The organism is Streptomyces sp. NPDC056061, assembly GCF_042266885.1.
Taxonomy (GTDB): Bacteria; Actinomycetota; Actinomycetes; order Streptomycetales; family Streptomycetaceae; genus Streptomyces.
This window is the reverse complement of record NZ_JBHJWQ010000020.1, coordinates 138,949-154,354: the sequence shown is the minus strand read 5'-3', so window position 1 is coordinate 154,354 and position 15,406 is coordinate 138,949. Positions and strand designations below refer to the sequence as shown.

Below are 15,406 nucleotides of genomic sequence, written 5' to 3'. Positions count from 1 at the left end.
GCGCTGCGAGGGACGGGGCTTCGTCGACCCCGATGAAGCCGCACCGCGAATGGTGGGTCTAACCTAGGGAATTAAGCTCGATCGCGGGGCACCGGTCCATGACCATGTCCAGCCCCGCCGCGCGCGTGCGTTCGTACGCCTCGGCGTCCACCACCCCGAGCTGGAACCAGACGGCCTTCGCCCCCACAGCCACCGCCTCGTCGGCCACGCCGCCCGCCAGATCGCTGTTGACGAAGACGTCCACCACATCGACCGGGAAGGGGATGTCCGCCAACGAGGCGTAGCCCTGCTCGCCATGGACCGGCTCAGCCTTCGGATGGACCGGGATCACCCGCTTGCCGAAGCGCCGCAGCACCTCGGCCACGCCGTGGGCGGCCCGTGCCCGGTTGCCGGACAGGCCCACCATGGCCCAGGTGTCACCCGTGTCCAGAAGAATCCTGCGCATGGTCTCCGCGTCTGCGTACATGATCGGGACAACGCACCGCGGCTGCGGACCGTTCCCGACCGGGGCATAGGCTGGCCGAATGCAGGAGCAGTACCGGACCGTCGCCCGAGCGGGCGTGCACGAGACCGAGATCAACCGGTCCCGTTTCATCTGCGCGCTCGCCCCCGCCGCCACCGAGCAGGAGGCGCAGGACTTCGTCGCACGCGTCCGCGCCGAACACCCCACCGCCACCCACAACTGCTTCGCCTATGTGATCGGTGCCGACGCCTCCGTGCAGCGGGCCAGTGACGACGGAGAGCCGGGCGGCACTGCGGGCGTCCCCATGCTGCAGATGCTGACCCGGCGGGAGATGCGCTACGTCGTCGCCGTCGTCACCCGCTACTACGGCGGTGTGAAACTCGGCGCCGGCGGCCTGATCCGCGCGTACGGGGGAGTGGTCGGCGAGGCCCTCGACGCGCTCGGCACCCTCACCCGGCAGCGCTTCCGCCTCGCCACGATCACCGTCGGCCACCAGCGCGCCGGCAAGCTGGAGAACGACCTGCGGGCCACCGGACGCACGGTGCGCGAGGTCCGCTACGCCGATGCCGTCGTCATCGAGATCGGGCTGCCGGACGCCGGTGTCGAGTCGTTCCGCGGCTGGCTCGCCGACGCGACGGCGGGCGAGGCCCGGCTGGAGCTCGGCGGCGAGGCGTACGGGGACGCCTGACCGAGGGCACCCCGCTCCCGGCGCCGGATTCCCGTCCGCCGTACCGGACCGCGGACCGGCCCATGACCAGGCTCCTGACCTGCGGCGACCTGTTGGCCGTCCTCGATCCGGCAGCCCGTCCGACGGCGCTCGGCCGAGCGGCTCCCGGCGGGAACGCCGGTCGGTCCTCCCGGATGAAGGCCCCGGCGGCGACCGGCACGGATGGGAGACTGTGAGCGGTGAGGACGACGTGCTCACCGGTACCGACGAGGCCGGTGCGGACGACGGGATCCGATCCGGCCCGATGCGATCACGACGCGCGGCGGAACGGGGCGCGGGGGCGGAGGAAGACGATGACGCAGGGTGGAGCCGGCTCGTGAGAATTCTGCACACATCGGACTGGCACCTGGGGAGGTCCTTCCACCGGGTCTCCCTGTTCGAGGCCCAGGCCGCCTACCTGGACCACCTGGTGGCCACGGTGCGCGAACACGAGGTGGACGCGGTCGTCGTTGCCGGGGACGTGTACGACAGGGCCGTGCCGCCGCTGTCCGCCGTCGAACTGTTCGACGACGCCCTGCACCGGCTCGCCGCCGCAGGGGTGCCCACCGTGATGATCTCCGGGAACCACGACTCGGCACGCCGGCTGGGTGTCGGGGCCGGACTGATCCGGCAGGCCGGAATCCACCTGCGGACCGACCCGGCCCGGTGCGCCACCCCCGTCGTCCTGGACGACGCCCACGGCGAGGTGGCGTTCTACGGGCTGCCCTACCTGGAACCGGCCCTGGTCAGGGACGTCCTCGGGGCGGAGCGCACCGGGCACGAGGCGGTACTGGCCGCCGCCATGGACCGGGTGCGCGCCGACCTCGCGAGCCGCCCGGCGGGCACCAGGTCCGTGGTGCTCGCACACGCGTTCGTCGCGGGCGGCGAGCCCAGCGACAGCGAACGCGACATCACCGTCGGCGGGGTGGCCGCGGTACCCGCCGGAGTCTTCGACGGCGTCGACTACGTGGCGCTCGGACACCTCCACGGCTGCCAGAGCGTCACCGAGCGGGTCCGCTATTCGGGCTCACCGCTCGCCTACTCCTTCTCCGAGGCCGGCCACCGCAAGACGATGTGGCTGATCGACCTCGACGCCTCGGGTGCCGTCGCCGCCGAACGCGTCGACTGCCCCGTGCCCCGCCCGCTCGCCAGACTCCGCGGCCGGCTCGACGGCCTCCTGGACGACCCCGCGCTGGAACACCACCGGGGCTCCTGGGTCGAGGCCACACTCACCGACCCGGTGCGCCCGGCCGATCCGATGGCACGTCTCGCCGAACGGTTCCCGCACACCCTCAGCCTCGTTCTCGAGCCCGACCGGGCCCCCGACGACCCGATCACCTCGTACGCACAGCGCCTCAGGGGGCGCGACGACCAGCAGATCGCGGAGGACTTCGTGGCACATGTGCGCGGTGGGGCGGGAGCGGACGAACAGGAACGAACGGTGCTGCGCGGGGCCTTCGATCACGTGCGGGTCGACGACACGCTGCGCGAGGTGAACCGGTGAGACTGCACCGACTCGCGGTCACCGCCTTCGGGCCGTTCGGCGGCACCCAGGACATCGACTTCGACGTGCTCTCCTCGGCCGGGCTCTTCCTGCTGCACGGACCGACCGGTGCCGGAAAGACCTCGGTCCTCGACGCCGTCTGCTACGCCCTGTACGGATCGGTGCCGGGCGCCCGCCAGACCCCCGGCGGATCGCTGCGCAGCGATCACGCCCCGGTGGACGTCCCCACCGAGGTCACCCTGGAACTCACCGTCGGCGGCCGTCGCCTCGAAATCACCCGGCGCCCGGCGCAGCCCCGCCCCAAGAAGAAGGGCGGAGGCTTCACGACGGAGAAGGCCCGGAGCCGACTGCGCGCGTACCACCCCGAGGACGGCTGGCGTGCGCTGAGCCGCTCGCACCAGGAGATCGGCGAGGAGATCACCCAGCTCGTCGGCATGAGCCGGGACCAGTTCTGCCAGGTGGTGCTTCTGCCGCAGGGCGACTTCGCCCGCTTCCTGCGCGCCGACGCCGAGGCACGGGGCAAGCTGCTCGGCAGGCTCTTCGACACCCGGAGATTCGCTGCCGTCGAGGAGCGGCTCGCCGAACTCCGCCGTGGCGCCGAGGCTCGGGCAAGGGCCGGGGACGAACGTGTTCTCGCCCTCGCCCAGCGGATCGCGCAGGCCGCCGGGCCGGCCGGACGCGAGTCGGCGCCGCCCGATCTCCGGCCCGGCGACCCCGGGCTGGCCGAGGGCGTACTGGAGTGGGCCGCGACGGCGCGAGTCGGCGCCCGGGAACGGCTGGACATCGCCGCCTGCGTACTGTCCCTGTGCGAGGGCCGGCAGGCAGCCGCCCGTTCGGCACTCGACGCCGAACGCGAACGCGCCGCCCTCCAGCAGCGGTACGCGGAGACGCAGCGCCGCGCCGCCGCCCTCGACGCGGGCCGCCCCGACCACGAGCGGCACCTCGAACGGCTCGCCCGCGCCCGCAAGGCGGACCTGGTCGCCCCCGCGCTGGAACTGTGCGAGGAGGCCGAACGGGCGCACCGCACGGCGCTGGACGCCCGTGACCGTGCCCGCGCCTCGCTGCCCCGCGCCCTGGCCGACGCCGGTGCCGATCAACTCGCCGAACGGGAGCGGGGCCTGCGGCAGGAACTCGGCGGCCTCGACGCCGCGAGGCGCGCCGAGCGGCGCAGCACGCAGATCGACGCCGAACGGGCCGGGCTGGAACGCCAGGCCGGGGCGGACGACGAACTCATCCACGAGACGAAGGGCTGGCTGGCCGGCTGGGAGACGGCCCGGCACGACCTGCGGGCACGCATCGAGGAGGCCCAGGACGCCGCGACCCTCGCCGAGCAGCTCGCGGGACGGCTGGAGCCCGCCCGGGCACGACTCGACGCGGCCCGCCGTCGCGATGCGCTGGCCCTCCGGGTGTCGGCCGCCGAAGGACGTCTGACCGCCGCCCGCGAGCGGGCCCTCGGCGCGCACGAGGAGTGGCTGGAGCTTCGCGAGCGGCGCCTGCGCGACATCGCCGCGGAACTCGCCGCGGAACTCGGGCAGGGCGAGCACTGCAAGGTGTGCGGCTCGACCGACCACCCCGATCCCGCACGCCCGGCCGACGGCCACGTCGACCGGGCCACCGAGGAGCGGGCCCTCGAAGCGCACCGGCGGGCCGAGGAAGCGCTCTCGGAGGCCGACCGCGAGCTCGGGATCCTGCGCGAGCAGCATCTGGCGGCGCTGGCCGCCGCGCGCTCGGCCGTGCCGCGGCCGAGGGAAGGCGCCGAAACCGCCGAGCCCGCCGGGGCCGGGCGGGCGCCCGGGAACGCCGTCGCCGAGTCGGCGGCGCCCGGGATCGCGGGCCCGGCCCGCCCGCAGGACGGTGACGTGACGCCCCATCCCGATTCCGGCGACCTCGCCGCCGACCCCACCGTCGAGGGACTCGCCTCCCTGGTGGACCGGTTGACGCGTCGGCACACCGAGGCGCACCGCGCCGCCGCCGGGACCCACGCGGCTCGCGAGGCACTCGCGGCCGCCGAACGGGAGCAGGCCGAGCGGCTGGAGGAGCTGCGACAGGCCGAGCGCCGGGCAGCGGCCCGGACCTCCCTGCGGGAGGGACTGGACCGGGAGCAGGCCGCGCTGGAAGACGTCCTGACGGCTGCGCGCGGCGCGTGCGCGAGCGTCGCCGAGCATGCCGCGCTGCTGGAGCGGAGAGCCGGACTGCTCGCCGCGGCCGTGGGGGCGGTACGCGAGGAGGAGGTGGCCGCGGAGCGCCGCAAGGCGGCCGACGGCCGGCTCGCGGACGCCGCGTTCCGGGCCGGGTTCGACACCCCGCAGCTCGCCGCCGCGAGCCTGCTGTCCGATGCCGAGCAGCGCGGGCTGCAACACCTGGTCGATGCCTGGCAGTCCGAATCGGCGGCTGTCGCCGATCGGTTCGCCGAGTCCGCGGCCCGGGAGGCCGCCGACGCGCCCCCGGCCGCCGTGGCCGCCGCGCAGGCCGCCCACGACGCCGCCGAACGGCGGCTGAGGGCCGCCACGGCAGCGCTGTCCGCCGCCCGGGAACGCTGCGCCGAGCTGGCACGGCTGTCACGCGCGGCCGCGGACGAGGTGCGCGGGCTCGGGCCGCTGCGCGAGGAGTACGACCGAGTGGCCCGGCTGGCCGGCCTCACCGCCGGTACCTCCGCGGACAACGAACGCAAGATGCGGCTGGAGTCCTACGTACTGGCCGCACGGCTCGAACAGGTGGCCGCCGCGGCCACCGCGCGACTGGAACGCATGTCCTCCGGCCGATACACGCTGGTCCATTCCGATGCCCGCAGCGGCGGTCGCAGGGCGGGGCTCGGCCTGCACGTGGTCGATGCCTGGACCGGCCGTGAGCGCGACACGGCGACCCTCTCGGGCGGCGAGACGTTCTTCGCCTCGCTCGCGCTCGCCCTCGGCCTCGCGGATGTCGTCACGGACGAGGCGGGTGGTGTGCGGTTGGACACCCTCTTCATCGACGAGGGTTTCGGCAGTCTGGACGACCAGACGCTCGACGAGGTGCTCGACGTCCTCGACTCGCTGCGCGAACGGGACCGCAGCGTCGGCATCGTCAGCCACGTGGCCGATCTGCGCCGCCGCATCCCCGCCCAGCTGGAGGTGGTGAAGGAGCGCGACGGGTCGGTGGTGAGGCACCGTGCGCCGGGCCCGCTCGGCGGCTGACGGCTGACGGCTGACGGCTGACGGCGGGTGATGGGGAGGGGCGGGGAACGGAGGCGCGCGTGTCGGCCGGGCGCCCCGCCCCGGTGACGGCCGCGCCCCCGGGCCCGCGAGCGGAAGAATGCCGCGCGGCGGCTCCCCGGTCGTGTGCGTTCGTTCCGTGCCCACGGACGGCGGACCGCCGGCCCGGACGCGTCCTCCTCCCGCGGCCCGTCCGGGCAGCGGGAGGAAAAGCAGCGGACGTCAGAGCCTGGACAGCTCCGCCACGAGGTCGTCGAGCCCGAGCGGCCCCTGCGAGAGCGCCGCCATGTGCCAGGCCTTCGCGTCGAAGGCGTCGCCGTGCGCCTTGCGGGCGTTCTCCCGGCCGAGCAGCCACGCGCGTTCGCCCAGCTTGTAGCCGATGGCCTGGGCCGGCATCGAGAGATAGCGGGTCAGCTCGCTCTCCACGAAGTCGGCAGGACGGCCGCTGTGGTTGCCGAAGAACTCCTGGGCCAGCTCGGGAGTCCACCGCTCGCCGGGGTGGAACGGCGAGTCCGCCGGGATCTCCAGCTCCGCGTGCATGCCGATGTCCACGATCACCCGGCAGGCCCGCATCATCTGCGCGTCCAGGTAGCCGAGCCTGCGCTCGGCATCCGGCAGGAAGCCCAGCTCGTCCATCAGCCGCTCCGCGTACAGAGCCCAGCCCTCGCAGTTGGCGCTGACCTGGCCGATCGACGCCTGGTAGCGGGACAGGCTGTCCGCGACGTGCGTCCACTGGGCGATCTGCAGGTGGTGCCCGGGCACACCCTCGTGGTACCAGGTCGAGACCAGGTCGTAGACGGGGAAGCGGGTCTCGCCCATGGTGGGGAGCCAGGTGCGGCCGGGGCGCGAGAAGTCCTCGGACGGGCCCGTGTAGTACGGAGCAGCGGCGCCGCCGGGCGGAGCGATGTGCGACTCCACCTTCCGTACGCGTTCGGCGAGTTCGAAGTGTGTGCCGTCGAGCGCCTCGATGGCCTCGTCCATCAGGCCCTGCAGCCAGGTCTGGACCTCGTCGACGCCCTCGATGTGCTTGCCGTGCACGTCGAGATGGGCCAGCGCCTCCCACGGGCCGGCGCCCGGCAGGATCTTCTCGGCCTCGGTCCTCATCTCGGCGAGCAGCCGGTGGTACTCGGACCAGCCGTAGGCGTACGCCTCGTCGAGGTCCAGATCGGTGCCGTTGAAGTAGCGCGACCAGCGCGCGTACCGCTCACGGCCCACCGTGTCCGGCGCGCCCTCGACGGCCGGGGCGTACACGTCGCGCATCCAGTCGCGCAGTGCCGCCACCGACTCCGTCGCCCGCCCGGCGGCCTCGTCGAGATCGGTGCGCAGGGACGCCGGACCGCGTGCCGCGAACTCCTGGAAGAAACCGGTCCCGTCGCTGCCGGCCCACTCGTCGAGCTGACCGACGAACGTCGCCGTGGCCCGCGGCCCGCCGTACAACTTGCGTTCCAGACCGAGCGCGAGCGATGCGCGGTAGCCCTCCAGCGAGGCGGGAACCGCCCGCAGCCGGTCCACGACCGCGGCCCAGTCCTCGTCGGTCTCGGTCGGCGTCACCGTGAACACCTCACGGATGCTGTGCGCCGGGGAGTGAATGTTGGAGACCGTGCGCAGGCTCTCGTCGGCCTCGTGCACCGCGAGCTCCGCCGTGAGACGCTCGCGGAGCAGCCGCCCGCAACGCCGCTCGGCTTCGCTGTCCGCCCCGGGCAGTTGTTCGGCGGCGTCCAGCTTCGTCAGGGTGGTGCGGGCGAGTTCGGCGAGAGCCTCCTGCCCCGCGGGGGAGAAATCGGGAAGGCGGCGCGAGCTCTCCGCGACACCGAGGTACGTGCCGGAGATCGGGTCGAGTTCGATGAATGCGTCGACGTAGGCGTCGGCGACCTGGCGGGGCAGTGCGCTGCCGGCAATATCTGACATGCGGACATCCTCATACGCCGGGGGCCTCCGCGTCATCATCATTCGGGGTATGGGGCCTGTCCCGGCCGGTCCGCGGCCGGTGGCAGCAGGGGGCCGCACTCCCACTGCTGGAAGATCAGCCGGGTCTCCACCCGGGCAACCTCGCGCCGCGAGGTGAATTCGTCCAGCACCAGACGCTGCAGATCCGCGGTGTCGGCGACCGCGACATGGACCAGGTAGTCGTCGGGCCCGGTGAGGTGGAAGAGCGCGCGGGACTCCGGCAGTGCCCTGATCCGCTCGACGAACGGGCCGATCAGCTCCCGGCGGTGCGGGCGGACCTGCACGGACAGCAGCGCCTCCAGCCCGCGGCCGATCCGCGCGGGGTCCAGGCGCAGCCGGTGGCCGAGTATGACGCCGCAGCGCCGCAGCCTGGCGACCCGGTCCAGACAGGTCGACGGCGCGACACCGACCTCGGCGGCCAGTTCCCGGTAGGTGGTCCGGGCATCGTTCTGCAACAGCCGCAGAATATGCAGATCCACCGGATCGAGAACGACCGAATCAGCCATGTGCCGAACGTAACACGGGAGTTCCGGTACCGGTCCCGGTGGATGTTCAGAGTGGCGCCATGGACACCGACTCCTTTGCGACGCCCTCGACGACCCCCCGGTCCAGGGCGCTGGCCACCGAAGCCGTGCACGCCGGCCGCGACGACCTCGCGGCACTCGGTCTGCACGCCCCGCCGATCGACCTGTCCACCACCTACCCCTCCTACGACTCCAGGGCCGAGGCCGAGCGGATCGACACGTTCGCGGCGACCGGTGCCCGGCTCGACGGACCACCGGTCTACGCACGTCTCGACAATCCGACGACGGCCCGCTTCGAGACCGCCCTCGCCCGGCTCGAAGGCGCCGAGAGCGCCGTGTCGTTCGCCAGTGGAATGGCGGCGCTCACCGCCGTGCTGCTGGTCCGGGCGAGCATGGGGCTGCGCCATGTGGTGGCCGTCCGCCCGCTGTACGGCTGCAGCGACCACCTTCTCGGCGCCGGCCTGCTGGGGACGGAGGTGACCTGGACCGACCCCGCGGGGATCGCCGACGCGATCCGGCCGGAGACCGGTCTGGTGATGGTGGAGACGCCGGCCAATCCGACGCTCACGGAGATCGACATCCGGGCGATCGCGCACTCCTGCGGTTCCGTGCCCCTGCTCGTCGACAACACCTTCGCCACGCCCGTGCTCCAGCGGCCCGTCGAGCACGGCGCACGGATTGTGCTGCACAGCGCCACCAAGTACCTCGGCGGCCACGGCGACGTGATGGGCGGGGTGGTCGCCTGCGACGAGGAGTTCGCGGCACGTCTGCGCCAGGTGCGCTTCGCCACCGGCGGTGTGCTGCATCCGATGGCCGGATATCTGTTGCTGCGCGGTCTCGCCACCCTCCCGGTACGGGTACGGGCGGCCTCAGCGAGCGCCGCGGAACTGTCCCGCAGGCTGGCGGCCGACCCGCGCGTCGCCAGGGTCCACTACCCGAAGCTGGGCGGGGCGATGGTCTCGTTCGAGGTGTACGGGGACCCGCACCGGGTGATCTCGGCAGTACGCCTCATCACGCCCGCCGTCAGCCTCGGCAGCGTCGACACCCTCATCCAGCACCCGGCCTCGATCAGCCACCGCATCGTGGACCAGGGGGACCGGCGGGCATCCGGGGTCGGCGACCGGCTGCTGCGCATGTCGGTGGGGCTGGAGGACGTCGAGGACCTGTGGGCCGACCTGCGCCGGGCCCTGAGCTGCGACGCGGCGGACGAGGCACCGCACGGTGACCGCGGTCGCGCGGACGCCGGTCCGCCCGACCACGGTCAGCACGTCGGGGACGTCAGCGGCCCGTCTGCTGGTACGGCAGCGGAGCCCCAGCCGCGTCCAGCCGGGCGGTGACCACCAAGGTGCCCTCCTCGACCTGGTGGTCGAGCGGCAGGCGCAGCGCCCGCATCGCCGCCACCATGCCGGTGTCGGACGCCCGCATGACCGCGTAGACGTTCGTGCAGCCGGCCTCGCCGGCGAGAGCCACCAGGCGGGCGAGCAGTTCGGAGCCGATCCCGCGCCGCTGCCACTCGTCCTCGACGAGCAGGGCGACCTCGGTCTCGTCCCCGTCCCAGAGCAGGTGGCCGAGGGCGACCAGCCGGCCGGAGGCCGTCTGCGCGGCCAGAGTGCGGCCGAAGCGGGGGCTCAGCAGGTGATCCAGGTAGCGGTCGACGTCGCGCACCGGGCCGTGGTAGCGCAGGCGCAGGGTCTCCTCGGAGCAGCGCCCGTGCATCGCGCGGGCGGCGGCGAGGTCGCCACCGTCCGCGCGGCGCACGGTGATCGCGTCGCCCTCGGGCAGCGTGAGCACATGTGCGCCGCGCGGTACGCGGGGGCCGAGCCGGGCGTCCAGCTCCACCAGGGCGCGTGCCCGGGCGAACTCGACCGGACTGAACGGGAGATACGGCCGTTCCACGGTGATGACGCCTCCCGACGGGTCGCGCAACCGCATCACGTGCTCCTCCAGTACGCCGTCGACCGGCACGATCCCCTCGGCCGCATGGCCGGCGACGGGAACCGCGGGCAGTGAACGGATCGTGCAGCGACCCAGCAACTGACGCAATTCCAGGGGGAGTTCGGCCGCGTCCAGTGCGGTGCGGGTGGCGAGACCGAGCACCCGGGTCGGGATGTCCACCAGGTCGCGGGTGTCGGCCCGCTCGATCCGGACGGAGCCGCCCCCGGCGGCGGAGACCGCCCGGCTCAACTGCTGGGCCGGGAGCGCGGCGGGCGCGCGCAGCAGGAACTCGTCGACCGAGCCCTGGGCAGGCGGATGTGTCTGCAGGGTGAGGATGTCGACCCGGTGCCGGGCGAGCGTGGCGCACAGCGCCGCCAGGCTGCCGGGGGCATCCCGCACCGTGGTGCGCATCCGCCACAGCACCGTGTCCTCGGTACGGTCGGGGACACCGGCGGACGGCTCCGCGGCCGAGGCGGTGGACACGCGCACGAACGCGTCGTTGCCGGTCACGGCGTGGCGGGAGGGGGTGATCGAACCGCTCCCCTCATCCGGAAGACCGCCATCGGTCGGGGGCGGGGCGTGGCTGTGCCGCCGCCCCCACCAGGTGTGAAAGCCGGCCGTCGCCGCCAGGGCCACTGCCGAGGCGACCAGGAGGCAGGGCCCGTCCGGCTGGTGCCCGATCAGGTTCGTGAGGGCGTCGGCCACCGCGACCGCGGTGAACAGCGCGGCCAGTTCGATCACGTCCCGCCGCCAGTGGTGGGACCGGCGGGGAGACCCGGCAGATGTCACATCGGTCATGACCTCACTGTGACCGAGTGGTGTTGCCTGACCGCGAACGGTTTGTGACCGATGGGTTAAGTGAGGATCTGGTTGATAATCGACCGATTTGGCGTGATCTGGTGCCGCGGTGGGCGGGACGCCTGCCGGCGAGTGGTGGGGTCCGCGTGCTCCCGGGGTGTCTGCGGCCCGGTCCCCGTGCGGCGTGGGTCCGTCGAACCCACGCCGCCGCGGGGTGTCGGGCCGTCACGCCCGCGCCGCCCTCTGCTCCCAGGTCGTCTTCAGGCGCACCGCCTGACGTACCAGCTGCGAGGAGCCGCCGCGGGCAGCTGTTTCGGCGAGACCGGATATCTGCTCGGCCCCCACCGCGCCGCACTGTTCCGCGCATTCGGCGGCCACGGCCAGCAGATCGCTCAGCCCGCGGGGGGCCTTCGGCTGTGCCAGCAGACAGGGCAGCACCACGGCCAGGACGGAGAGCGCCGTCCTGTACGCCCCGGTGGTGGCGGCGGTGCGCATGGCGTCCGCGAGCCGGTTCGGTTTCACCAGCCCTTGCTCAAGGAGGGACGCCAGTTCCTTGCCGAGCAGGGCCGTGTCCAACTGCCCGCGGGCGGCGAGTATCAGCAGGGCGTCCACCGCGCAGAGACGGTCCTCCGGGTGCCGGGACCCCAATCCGTACGCCACCGAGAGGTGCACGGCCTCGCCTGCGGGTGCGTCGAGCTCGGCCAGTGGCGGCAGCGGCCTGGCGGTGCCCCGGATCTCGTCGGTCGCGCCGATCGAGAGGATGGGCAGGAGCCAGGCGGCCAACGCCTCGGCGTCCTGCGGCAGCGTGGAGAGCCAGGACTCGGGCTGGTCGCCCCAGTGGTAGCAGAGCCCGGGGCCCGGGGAGTGCGGTCGGCCCAGCCAGTGGAAGGCGCGGGGGAACTCCTGCTGGATGAACGGATGTTCCTCGGTGGCCATCAGGGCGCGGCCGGTCCAGGAGACCGGTGTCGACACTGCGCCCCCGGCCGTGTGCGTCTCTCTCCGCAGGTCGAAGTGGTGCGTGCGGACGAGTGGTTCGTCGGCACGCATCCACGCCGCCAGCCGGTCGCCCTCCGGTGTGCCGAGTGCCGCGGCATCCGCTGCCGCCGGGTGCTCGCCGTCGCGCCGCACGCGGAGCAGGGCCTGACCGAAATCGGTCTCGCCAGGGGTGAGTCCGAGGCGCTGATACGCCCGCAGCCGGTCCACCAGCTCGGCCGGATCGAGTGAGCCGGTGTGCCATGTCGGTACGGCGAGCAGGAACGGCACGGAACCGTTGAGCACGGCGTCCGCGGCCTCCCATATCCGGGCCCTGTACACCCCGTCCAGTGCGGCATGGACACAGCTCCCGTCGGCCGCCCACGAGGCACGCCCGGCCTTCACGGCGTCCTTTGACACCCGGCCGAGCAGCACGGCCACGACGAGTTCGATCCGGGCGTCCGAGGTGAGCCAACGCCTGGCGTGCGACGTGTGGTCGTCCGTGAGCCACCACTGGCCGGCCAGCGCCTCGCGAAGGGCGTCGGACAGTCCCGACCGGTCGGCGTGGGCATGGCGCACCAGCCCGTCCAGCGTCCGCTCGAAGGCGACGGTGTCGAAGGCCGCGAATGCGGACCTCGAACCCTTGACGAGGACCACTACCTCCTCCACGAGCTCGGCCTGCGTCGCCGGCGCCGGTCCGAGAGGCCGCAGGGCGGGAGGGGGCGGCAGGATCTCCTCGTACGGCTCCGCCGTCGATCGGTCATCCGGCAGGTCGCCGAACGCGGCGACCGCCGCCGCGCGATGCACCGGGCTCAAGTGCTCTGCGGCAAGGGCGAGTTCTTCCCGCGTCGCGTCATCGACGGCGGGGAGGTGCCGGGTCACGAGCTTGAGCGCCCGCTCCTGGAGGCCGACGTCCTCGTGCCCGAAGGCATCGGCGGCGGCGGGCAACAGCTCGCCGGATGCCGACCGATCGCGACGCAGCACCTTGCCGAGCAGCACCAATTGCGATCGGACCAGCTTCTTCTCGGTGCGGAACAGCATCGACCGCGAGACGTCCGCCAGCACCCGCACCGGCAGCTCACCGCGTTCGTCCAGCCGGCCGAGCACCTGCTGGGCATGACCGGCCACCGTGGACGTTCCGTCCGCGGCCATGCCGATCCAGTCGGCGAAGCGTTCGCTCTCCTCCTGCTCGGTCAGCGCGAGCCGTCGCAGCACCTCCAGGCAGAAGCGCAGGTCCCCGGGCTTCCCGCCCCGCAGCAGCCTCGACACGGCGTGGTCGATGAGTGCCGACCGCTCCAGCAGCCCCTCGTCCACCAGGACGGCCAGCGCCACGGGCCACTGGCACGGGTTGTTCTCGTCGTCCGCGTACCAGACCACCGAGGACGGCAATTCCGGCAACTCGAAGAGAAGCGGCAGCAGTACCGGCAGGAACGGGTCGGTGCGAAGTATGTCGGTCAGCGGTCGGGTCCTGCGCTGCCGCCACGGCGCGCGTGAAACGGAATCCGCCCAGCCGCGGGTGAAGCCCTCCGTGGTGGGGACCGGGCACTGTGCGAGCCGCACCAGGCCGGCGATGAGCTCGTAGGTGATTTCCGCCGTGGTCGGCCGTGCCGCGAGCCGGTGCGCGACATCGGCGAGCCAGGCGGGATCACGGTCCTTCAGCGCTTGGACCACGAGACCGTGCGAAGGCCGGCCCCAGCCCTGCAGATCCCGGCTGCCGAGCCAGGAGGCACAGCTCGCCGCTCCGGTGTGACAGCCCGCCCCGGCCACCAGCAGAGCCCTGTGGGCCTTCTGCTGCTCCTGCCACTGCCAGTCGCGCACCTCCTTGCGCAGCGCTTTCAACTCCGTCAGCGCCGCGCGGCGTTCGGCCGGGTCCAACGGTTCGAGCAGGGCCGGTACCTCGTGCGCGCGCCCGTTCCTCACGGCGGTGAGCAATTCCTTCATCGCGCACCCCCGGCGACCGGCGCACCGCGACGGACCATCCGGACGGCCAGCGCGTGCTTGCACGGGCCGCGGCGGCCCCGATGGTCGGCCCACCACCGGCAGGTGCAGCTGAGCACCCCGTCCTGCTCCCTCACCCGGTAGCGGCGTTCCTCCGACGTCACGGCGGCCATCTCGCCGTCGAGCACGACGGCACCGGAGCCGGCCAGTTGCCGGGCCGCGACCAGGCGTGGATTGTGCCGCTCGGCGCGGTCCGCGTCGTACGGCAGCTCGCGGTGGAAGTAGGCGGCATCCGCGAGGTCGTAGCCGACCTGCCCCGCCGTCCCCAGCCGGGTGAGCGCGGCCCGGACCCGCTCCACCGTCAGCCCCGACTGCTCCGCGAGGTCGGCGGGCTCGATGCGCGGTTCCCAGGCCAGCAGCACCGACACCAACTCGGCGTCGGACGCGGCGTCGTCGGTGGCCAGCGCGTCGAGCACCCCTCCCTCGCCGGAGAAGCCCCGAGCGGCCTCGGGCGACAGCGTCAGGGTGAGCCGCATGCCCGGCAGCACCACCTCCCAGGCGCTCGCGGTCGCCGCCCCGTCGACGACCGGCCCGTACACCCGCAGGGACGTCGCATGACGCAGTACCCGCTGCAGAGCCACCAGTCGCTCGGGACCCGGCAGACACACCGCACCCGCCACCGGCCGGGTCGTGGGCCGCAGCGTCTTCCCGGCCGGAACCACCCAGCGCGCTCCCCGCGAGGCGTTGCCCGACGTGCGCGGCAGCGACCGCAGGAACCGCACCGCCTCCGCGGCAGGCAGCTCGGCCCGCAGGTCGAAGCCCGCGCACACCACCTGTGCCTCCGCGAAGCCGCGCAGCCACCGGTCGGGCAGGGGTACCTTCTTCTCCACCACCGGCCCGTCCAGGGTGGTGACGGCCAACTCGTCCGGCCCCACCCGCAGGTGCAGCGGATCGTCACCGGTCATCCGCGAGAGCGCCTCCCGCAGTGGATGGTTGACATCCACGTTCGTCGTGCCGTGACCCGTCTCCGCGCCGTCCAGGCCCTCCCGCAGCACGTCGAGACGCGCGTACACGCCGCAGCAGCCGGAGAACGACTCGAAGCGCAACCGGTCGCCGTTCCCCGTCACCACCGGATCGAGCGATGCGGGCAGGGCCCGCTGGTAATAGCGGGCGGACGCCACGTCCGCCACGGCCAGCAGGCCGCGCGCGGCGATGCTCGGAGAGGTGAGGAATCCGGAGAAGAACTGCGGATGGCGCTCACTGCCACGGGGCGTGCGCCCGCCGGAGGTCTCCAGACCGAGGAGCCGCCCGGTCGTCGAGGACTCCAGGGCGGACGGGCGTGCGTACGCCAACGCCTGAAAGGATCGGGTCATGAGAAAACCGTAGGACTCACCACTGACAATCGGTCCCGGACCGCCGCCCGGGACC

The 15,406-nt window shown here is 73.3% G+C and carries 11 protein-coding genes; 5 read left to right on the top strand and 6 right to left on the bottom strand.

Annotated features, from left to right (window positions below; all coding sequences use genetic code 11):
* Positions 1–58: 58 nt before the first annotated feature.
* A complete protein-coding gene (locus ACFC79_RS26080) occupies positions 59–466 on the bottom strand; it encodes a CoA-binding protein (protein ID WP_376244392.1) in 408 nt (135 codons plus the stop codon).
* Between the two features lie 58 nt (positions 467–524).
* On the opposite strand from ACFC79_RS26080, the gene ACFC79_RS26075 reads away from it, so the two are divergent.
* The 4 genes from ACFC79_RS26075 to ACFC79_RS26060 all read left to right on the top strand — a co-directional run bounded on the left by ACFC79_RS26075 (position 525) and on the right by ACFC79_RS26060 (position 5,846).
* The gene (locus ACFC79_RS26075; protein WP_376244390.1) at positions 525–1,151 is read left to right on the top strand and encodes a YigZ family protein; all 627 of its coding nucleotides are present in this window, start codon (positions 525–527) and stop codon (positions 1,149–1,151) included.
* A gap of 62 nt (positions 1,152–1,213) precedes the next feature.
* Positions 1,214–1,366 (top strand): hypothetical protein, encoded by a 153-nt coding sequence (locus tag ACFC79_RS26070; RefSeq protein WP_376244387.1) that lies wholly within the window; start codon positions 1,214–1,216, stop codon positions 1,364–1,366.
* A gap of 140 nt (positions 1,367–1,506) precedes the next feature.
* Complete coding sequence (locus ACFC79_RS26065) at positions 1,507–2,673, top strand: exonuclease SbcCD subunit D (protein ID WP_376244384.1); 1,167 nt, start codon at positions 1,507–1,509, stop codon at positions 2,671–2,673.
* The gene (locus ACFC79_RS26060) at positions 2,670–5,846 is read left to right on the top strand and encodes an AAA family ATPase (protein ID WP_376244381.1); all 3,177 of its coding nucleotides are present in this window, start codon (positions 2,670–2,672) and stop codon (positions 5,844–5,846) included. Before ACFC79_RS26065 ends, ACFC79_RS26060 begins: the two co-directional genes overlap by 4 nt.
* 240 nt (positions 5,847–6,086) lie before the next feature.
* Here ACFC79_RS26060 and ACFC79_RS26055 read toward each other — a convergent pair whose 3' ends face one another.
* Both ACFC79_RS26055 and ACFC79_RS26050 read right to left on the bottom strand, forming a co-directional pair.
* On the bottom strand, positions 6,087–7,772 hold the full coding sequence (locus tag ACFC79_RS26055; RefSeq protein ID WP_376244378.1) for a DUF885 domain-containing protein: 1,686 nt from the start codon (positions 7,770–7,772) through the stop codon (positions 6,087–6,089).
* 38 nt (positions 7,773–7,810) lie between these two features.
* On the bottom strand, positions 7,811–8,317 hold the full coding sequence (locus tag ACFC79_RS26050) for an Lrp/AsnC family transcriptional regulator (RefSeq protein WP_376244375.1): 507 nt from the start codon (positions 8,315–8,317) through the stop codon (positions 7,811–7,813).
* Positions 8,318–8,376: 59 nt separating this feature from the next.
* On the opposite strand from ACFC79_RS26050, the gene ACFC79_RS26045 reads away from it, so the two are divergent.
* The gene (locus ACFC79_RS26045) at positions 8,377–9,672 is read left to right on the top strand and encodes a trans-sulfuration enzyme family protein (protein ID WP_376244372.1); all 1,296 of its coding nucleotides are present in this window, start codon (positions 8,377–8,379) and stop codon (positions 9,670–9,672) included.
* Here the strand turns inward: ACFC79_RS26045 and ACFC79_RS26040 are convergent.
* The 3 genes from ACFC79_RS26040 to ACFC79_RS26030 all read right to left on the bottom strand — a co-directional run bounded on the left by ACFC79_RS26040 (position 9,614) and on the right by ACFC79_RS26030 (position 15,351).
* Positions 9,614–11,068 (bottom strand): GNAT family N-acetyltransferase, encoded by a 1,455-nt coding sequence (locus ACFC79_RS26040; protein WP_376244369.1) that lies wholly within the window; start codon positions 11,066–11,068, stop codon positions 9,614–9,616. The genes ACFC79_RS26045 and ACFC79_RS26040 overlap by 59 nt on opposite strands.
* A 225-nt stretch (positions 11,069–11,293) precedes the next feature.
* Positions 11,294–13,981, bottom strand: coding sequence for a DUF6493 family protein (locus ACFC79_RS26035; protein WP_376244367.1), 2,688 nt, complete (start codon positions 13,979–13,981; stop codon positions 11,294–11,296).
* Positions 13,978–15,351: an SWIM zinc finger family protein gene (locus ACFC79_RS26030; protein WP_376244364.1), complete on the bottom strand. Its 1,374-nt coding sequence runs from the start codon at positions 15,349–15,351 to the stop codon at positions 13,978–13,980. Before ACFC79_RS26030 ends, ACFC79_RS26035 begins: the two co-directional genes overlap by 4 nt.
* Between the last annotated feature and the right edge of the window lie 55 nt (positions 15,352–15,406).

Excerpts from the sequence above, each read along its gene's own strand:
- ACFC79_RS26080 (WP_376244392.1), bottom strand. The coding sequence starts at position 466 with ATGTACGCAGACGCGGAGACCATGCGCAGGATTCTTCTGGACACGGGT.
- ACFC79_RS26075 (WP_376244390.1), top strand. The coding sequence starts at position 525 with ATGCAGGAGCAGTACCGGACCGTCGCCCGAGCGGGCGTGCACGAGACC.
- ACFC79_RS26070 (WP_376244387.1), top strand. The coding sequence starts at position 1,214 with ATGACCAGGCTCCTGACCTGCGGCGACCTGTTGGCCGTCCTCGATCCG.
- ACFC79_RS26055 (WP_376244378.1), bottom strand. The coding sequence starts at position 7,772 with ATGTCAGATATTGCCGGCAGCGCACTGCCCCGCCAGGTCGCCGACGCC.
- ACFC79_RS26050 (WP_376244375.1), bottom strand. The coding sequence starts at position 8,317 with ATGGCTGATTCGGTCGTTCTCGATCCGGTGGATCTGCATATTCTGCGG.
- ACFC79_RS26045 (WP_376244372.1), top strand. The coding sequence starts at position 8,377 with ATGGACACCGACTCCTTTGCGACGCCCTCGACGACCCCCCGGTCCAGG.
- ACFC79_RS26040 (WP_376244369.1), bottom strand. The coding sequence starts at position 11,068 with ATGACCGATGTGACATCTGCCGGGTCTCCCCGCCGGTCCCACCACTGG.
- ACFC79_RS26035 (WP_376244367.1), bottom strand. The coding sequence starts at position 13,981 with ATGAAGGAATTGCTCACCGCCGTGAGGAACGGGCGCGCGCACGAGGTA.
- ACFC79_RS26030 (WP_376244364.1), bottom strand. The coding sequence starts at position 15,351 with ATGACCCGATCCTTTCAGGCGTTGGCGTACGCACGCCCGTCCGCCCTG.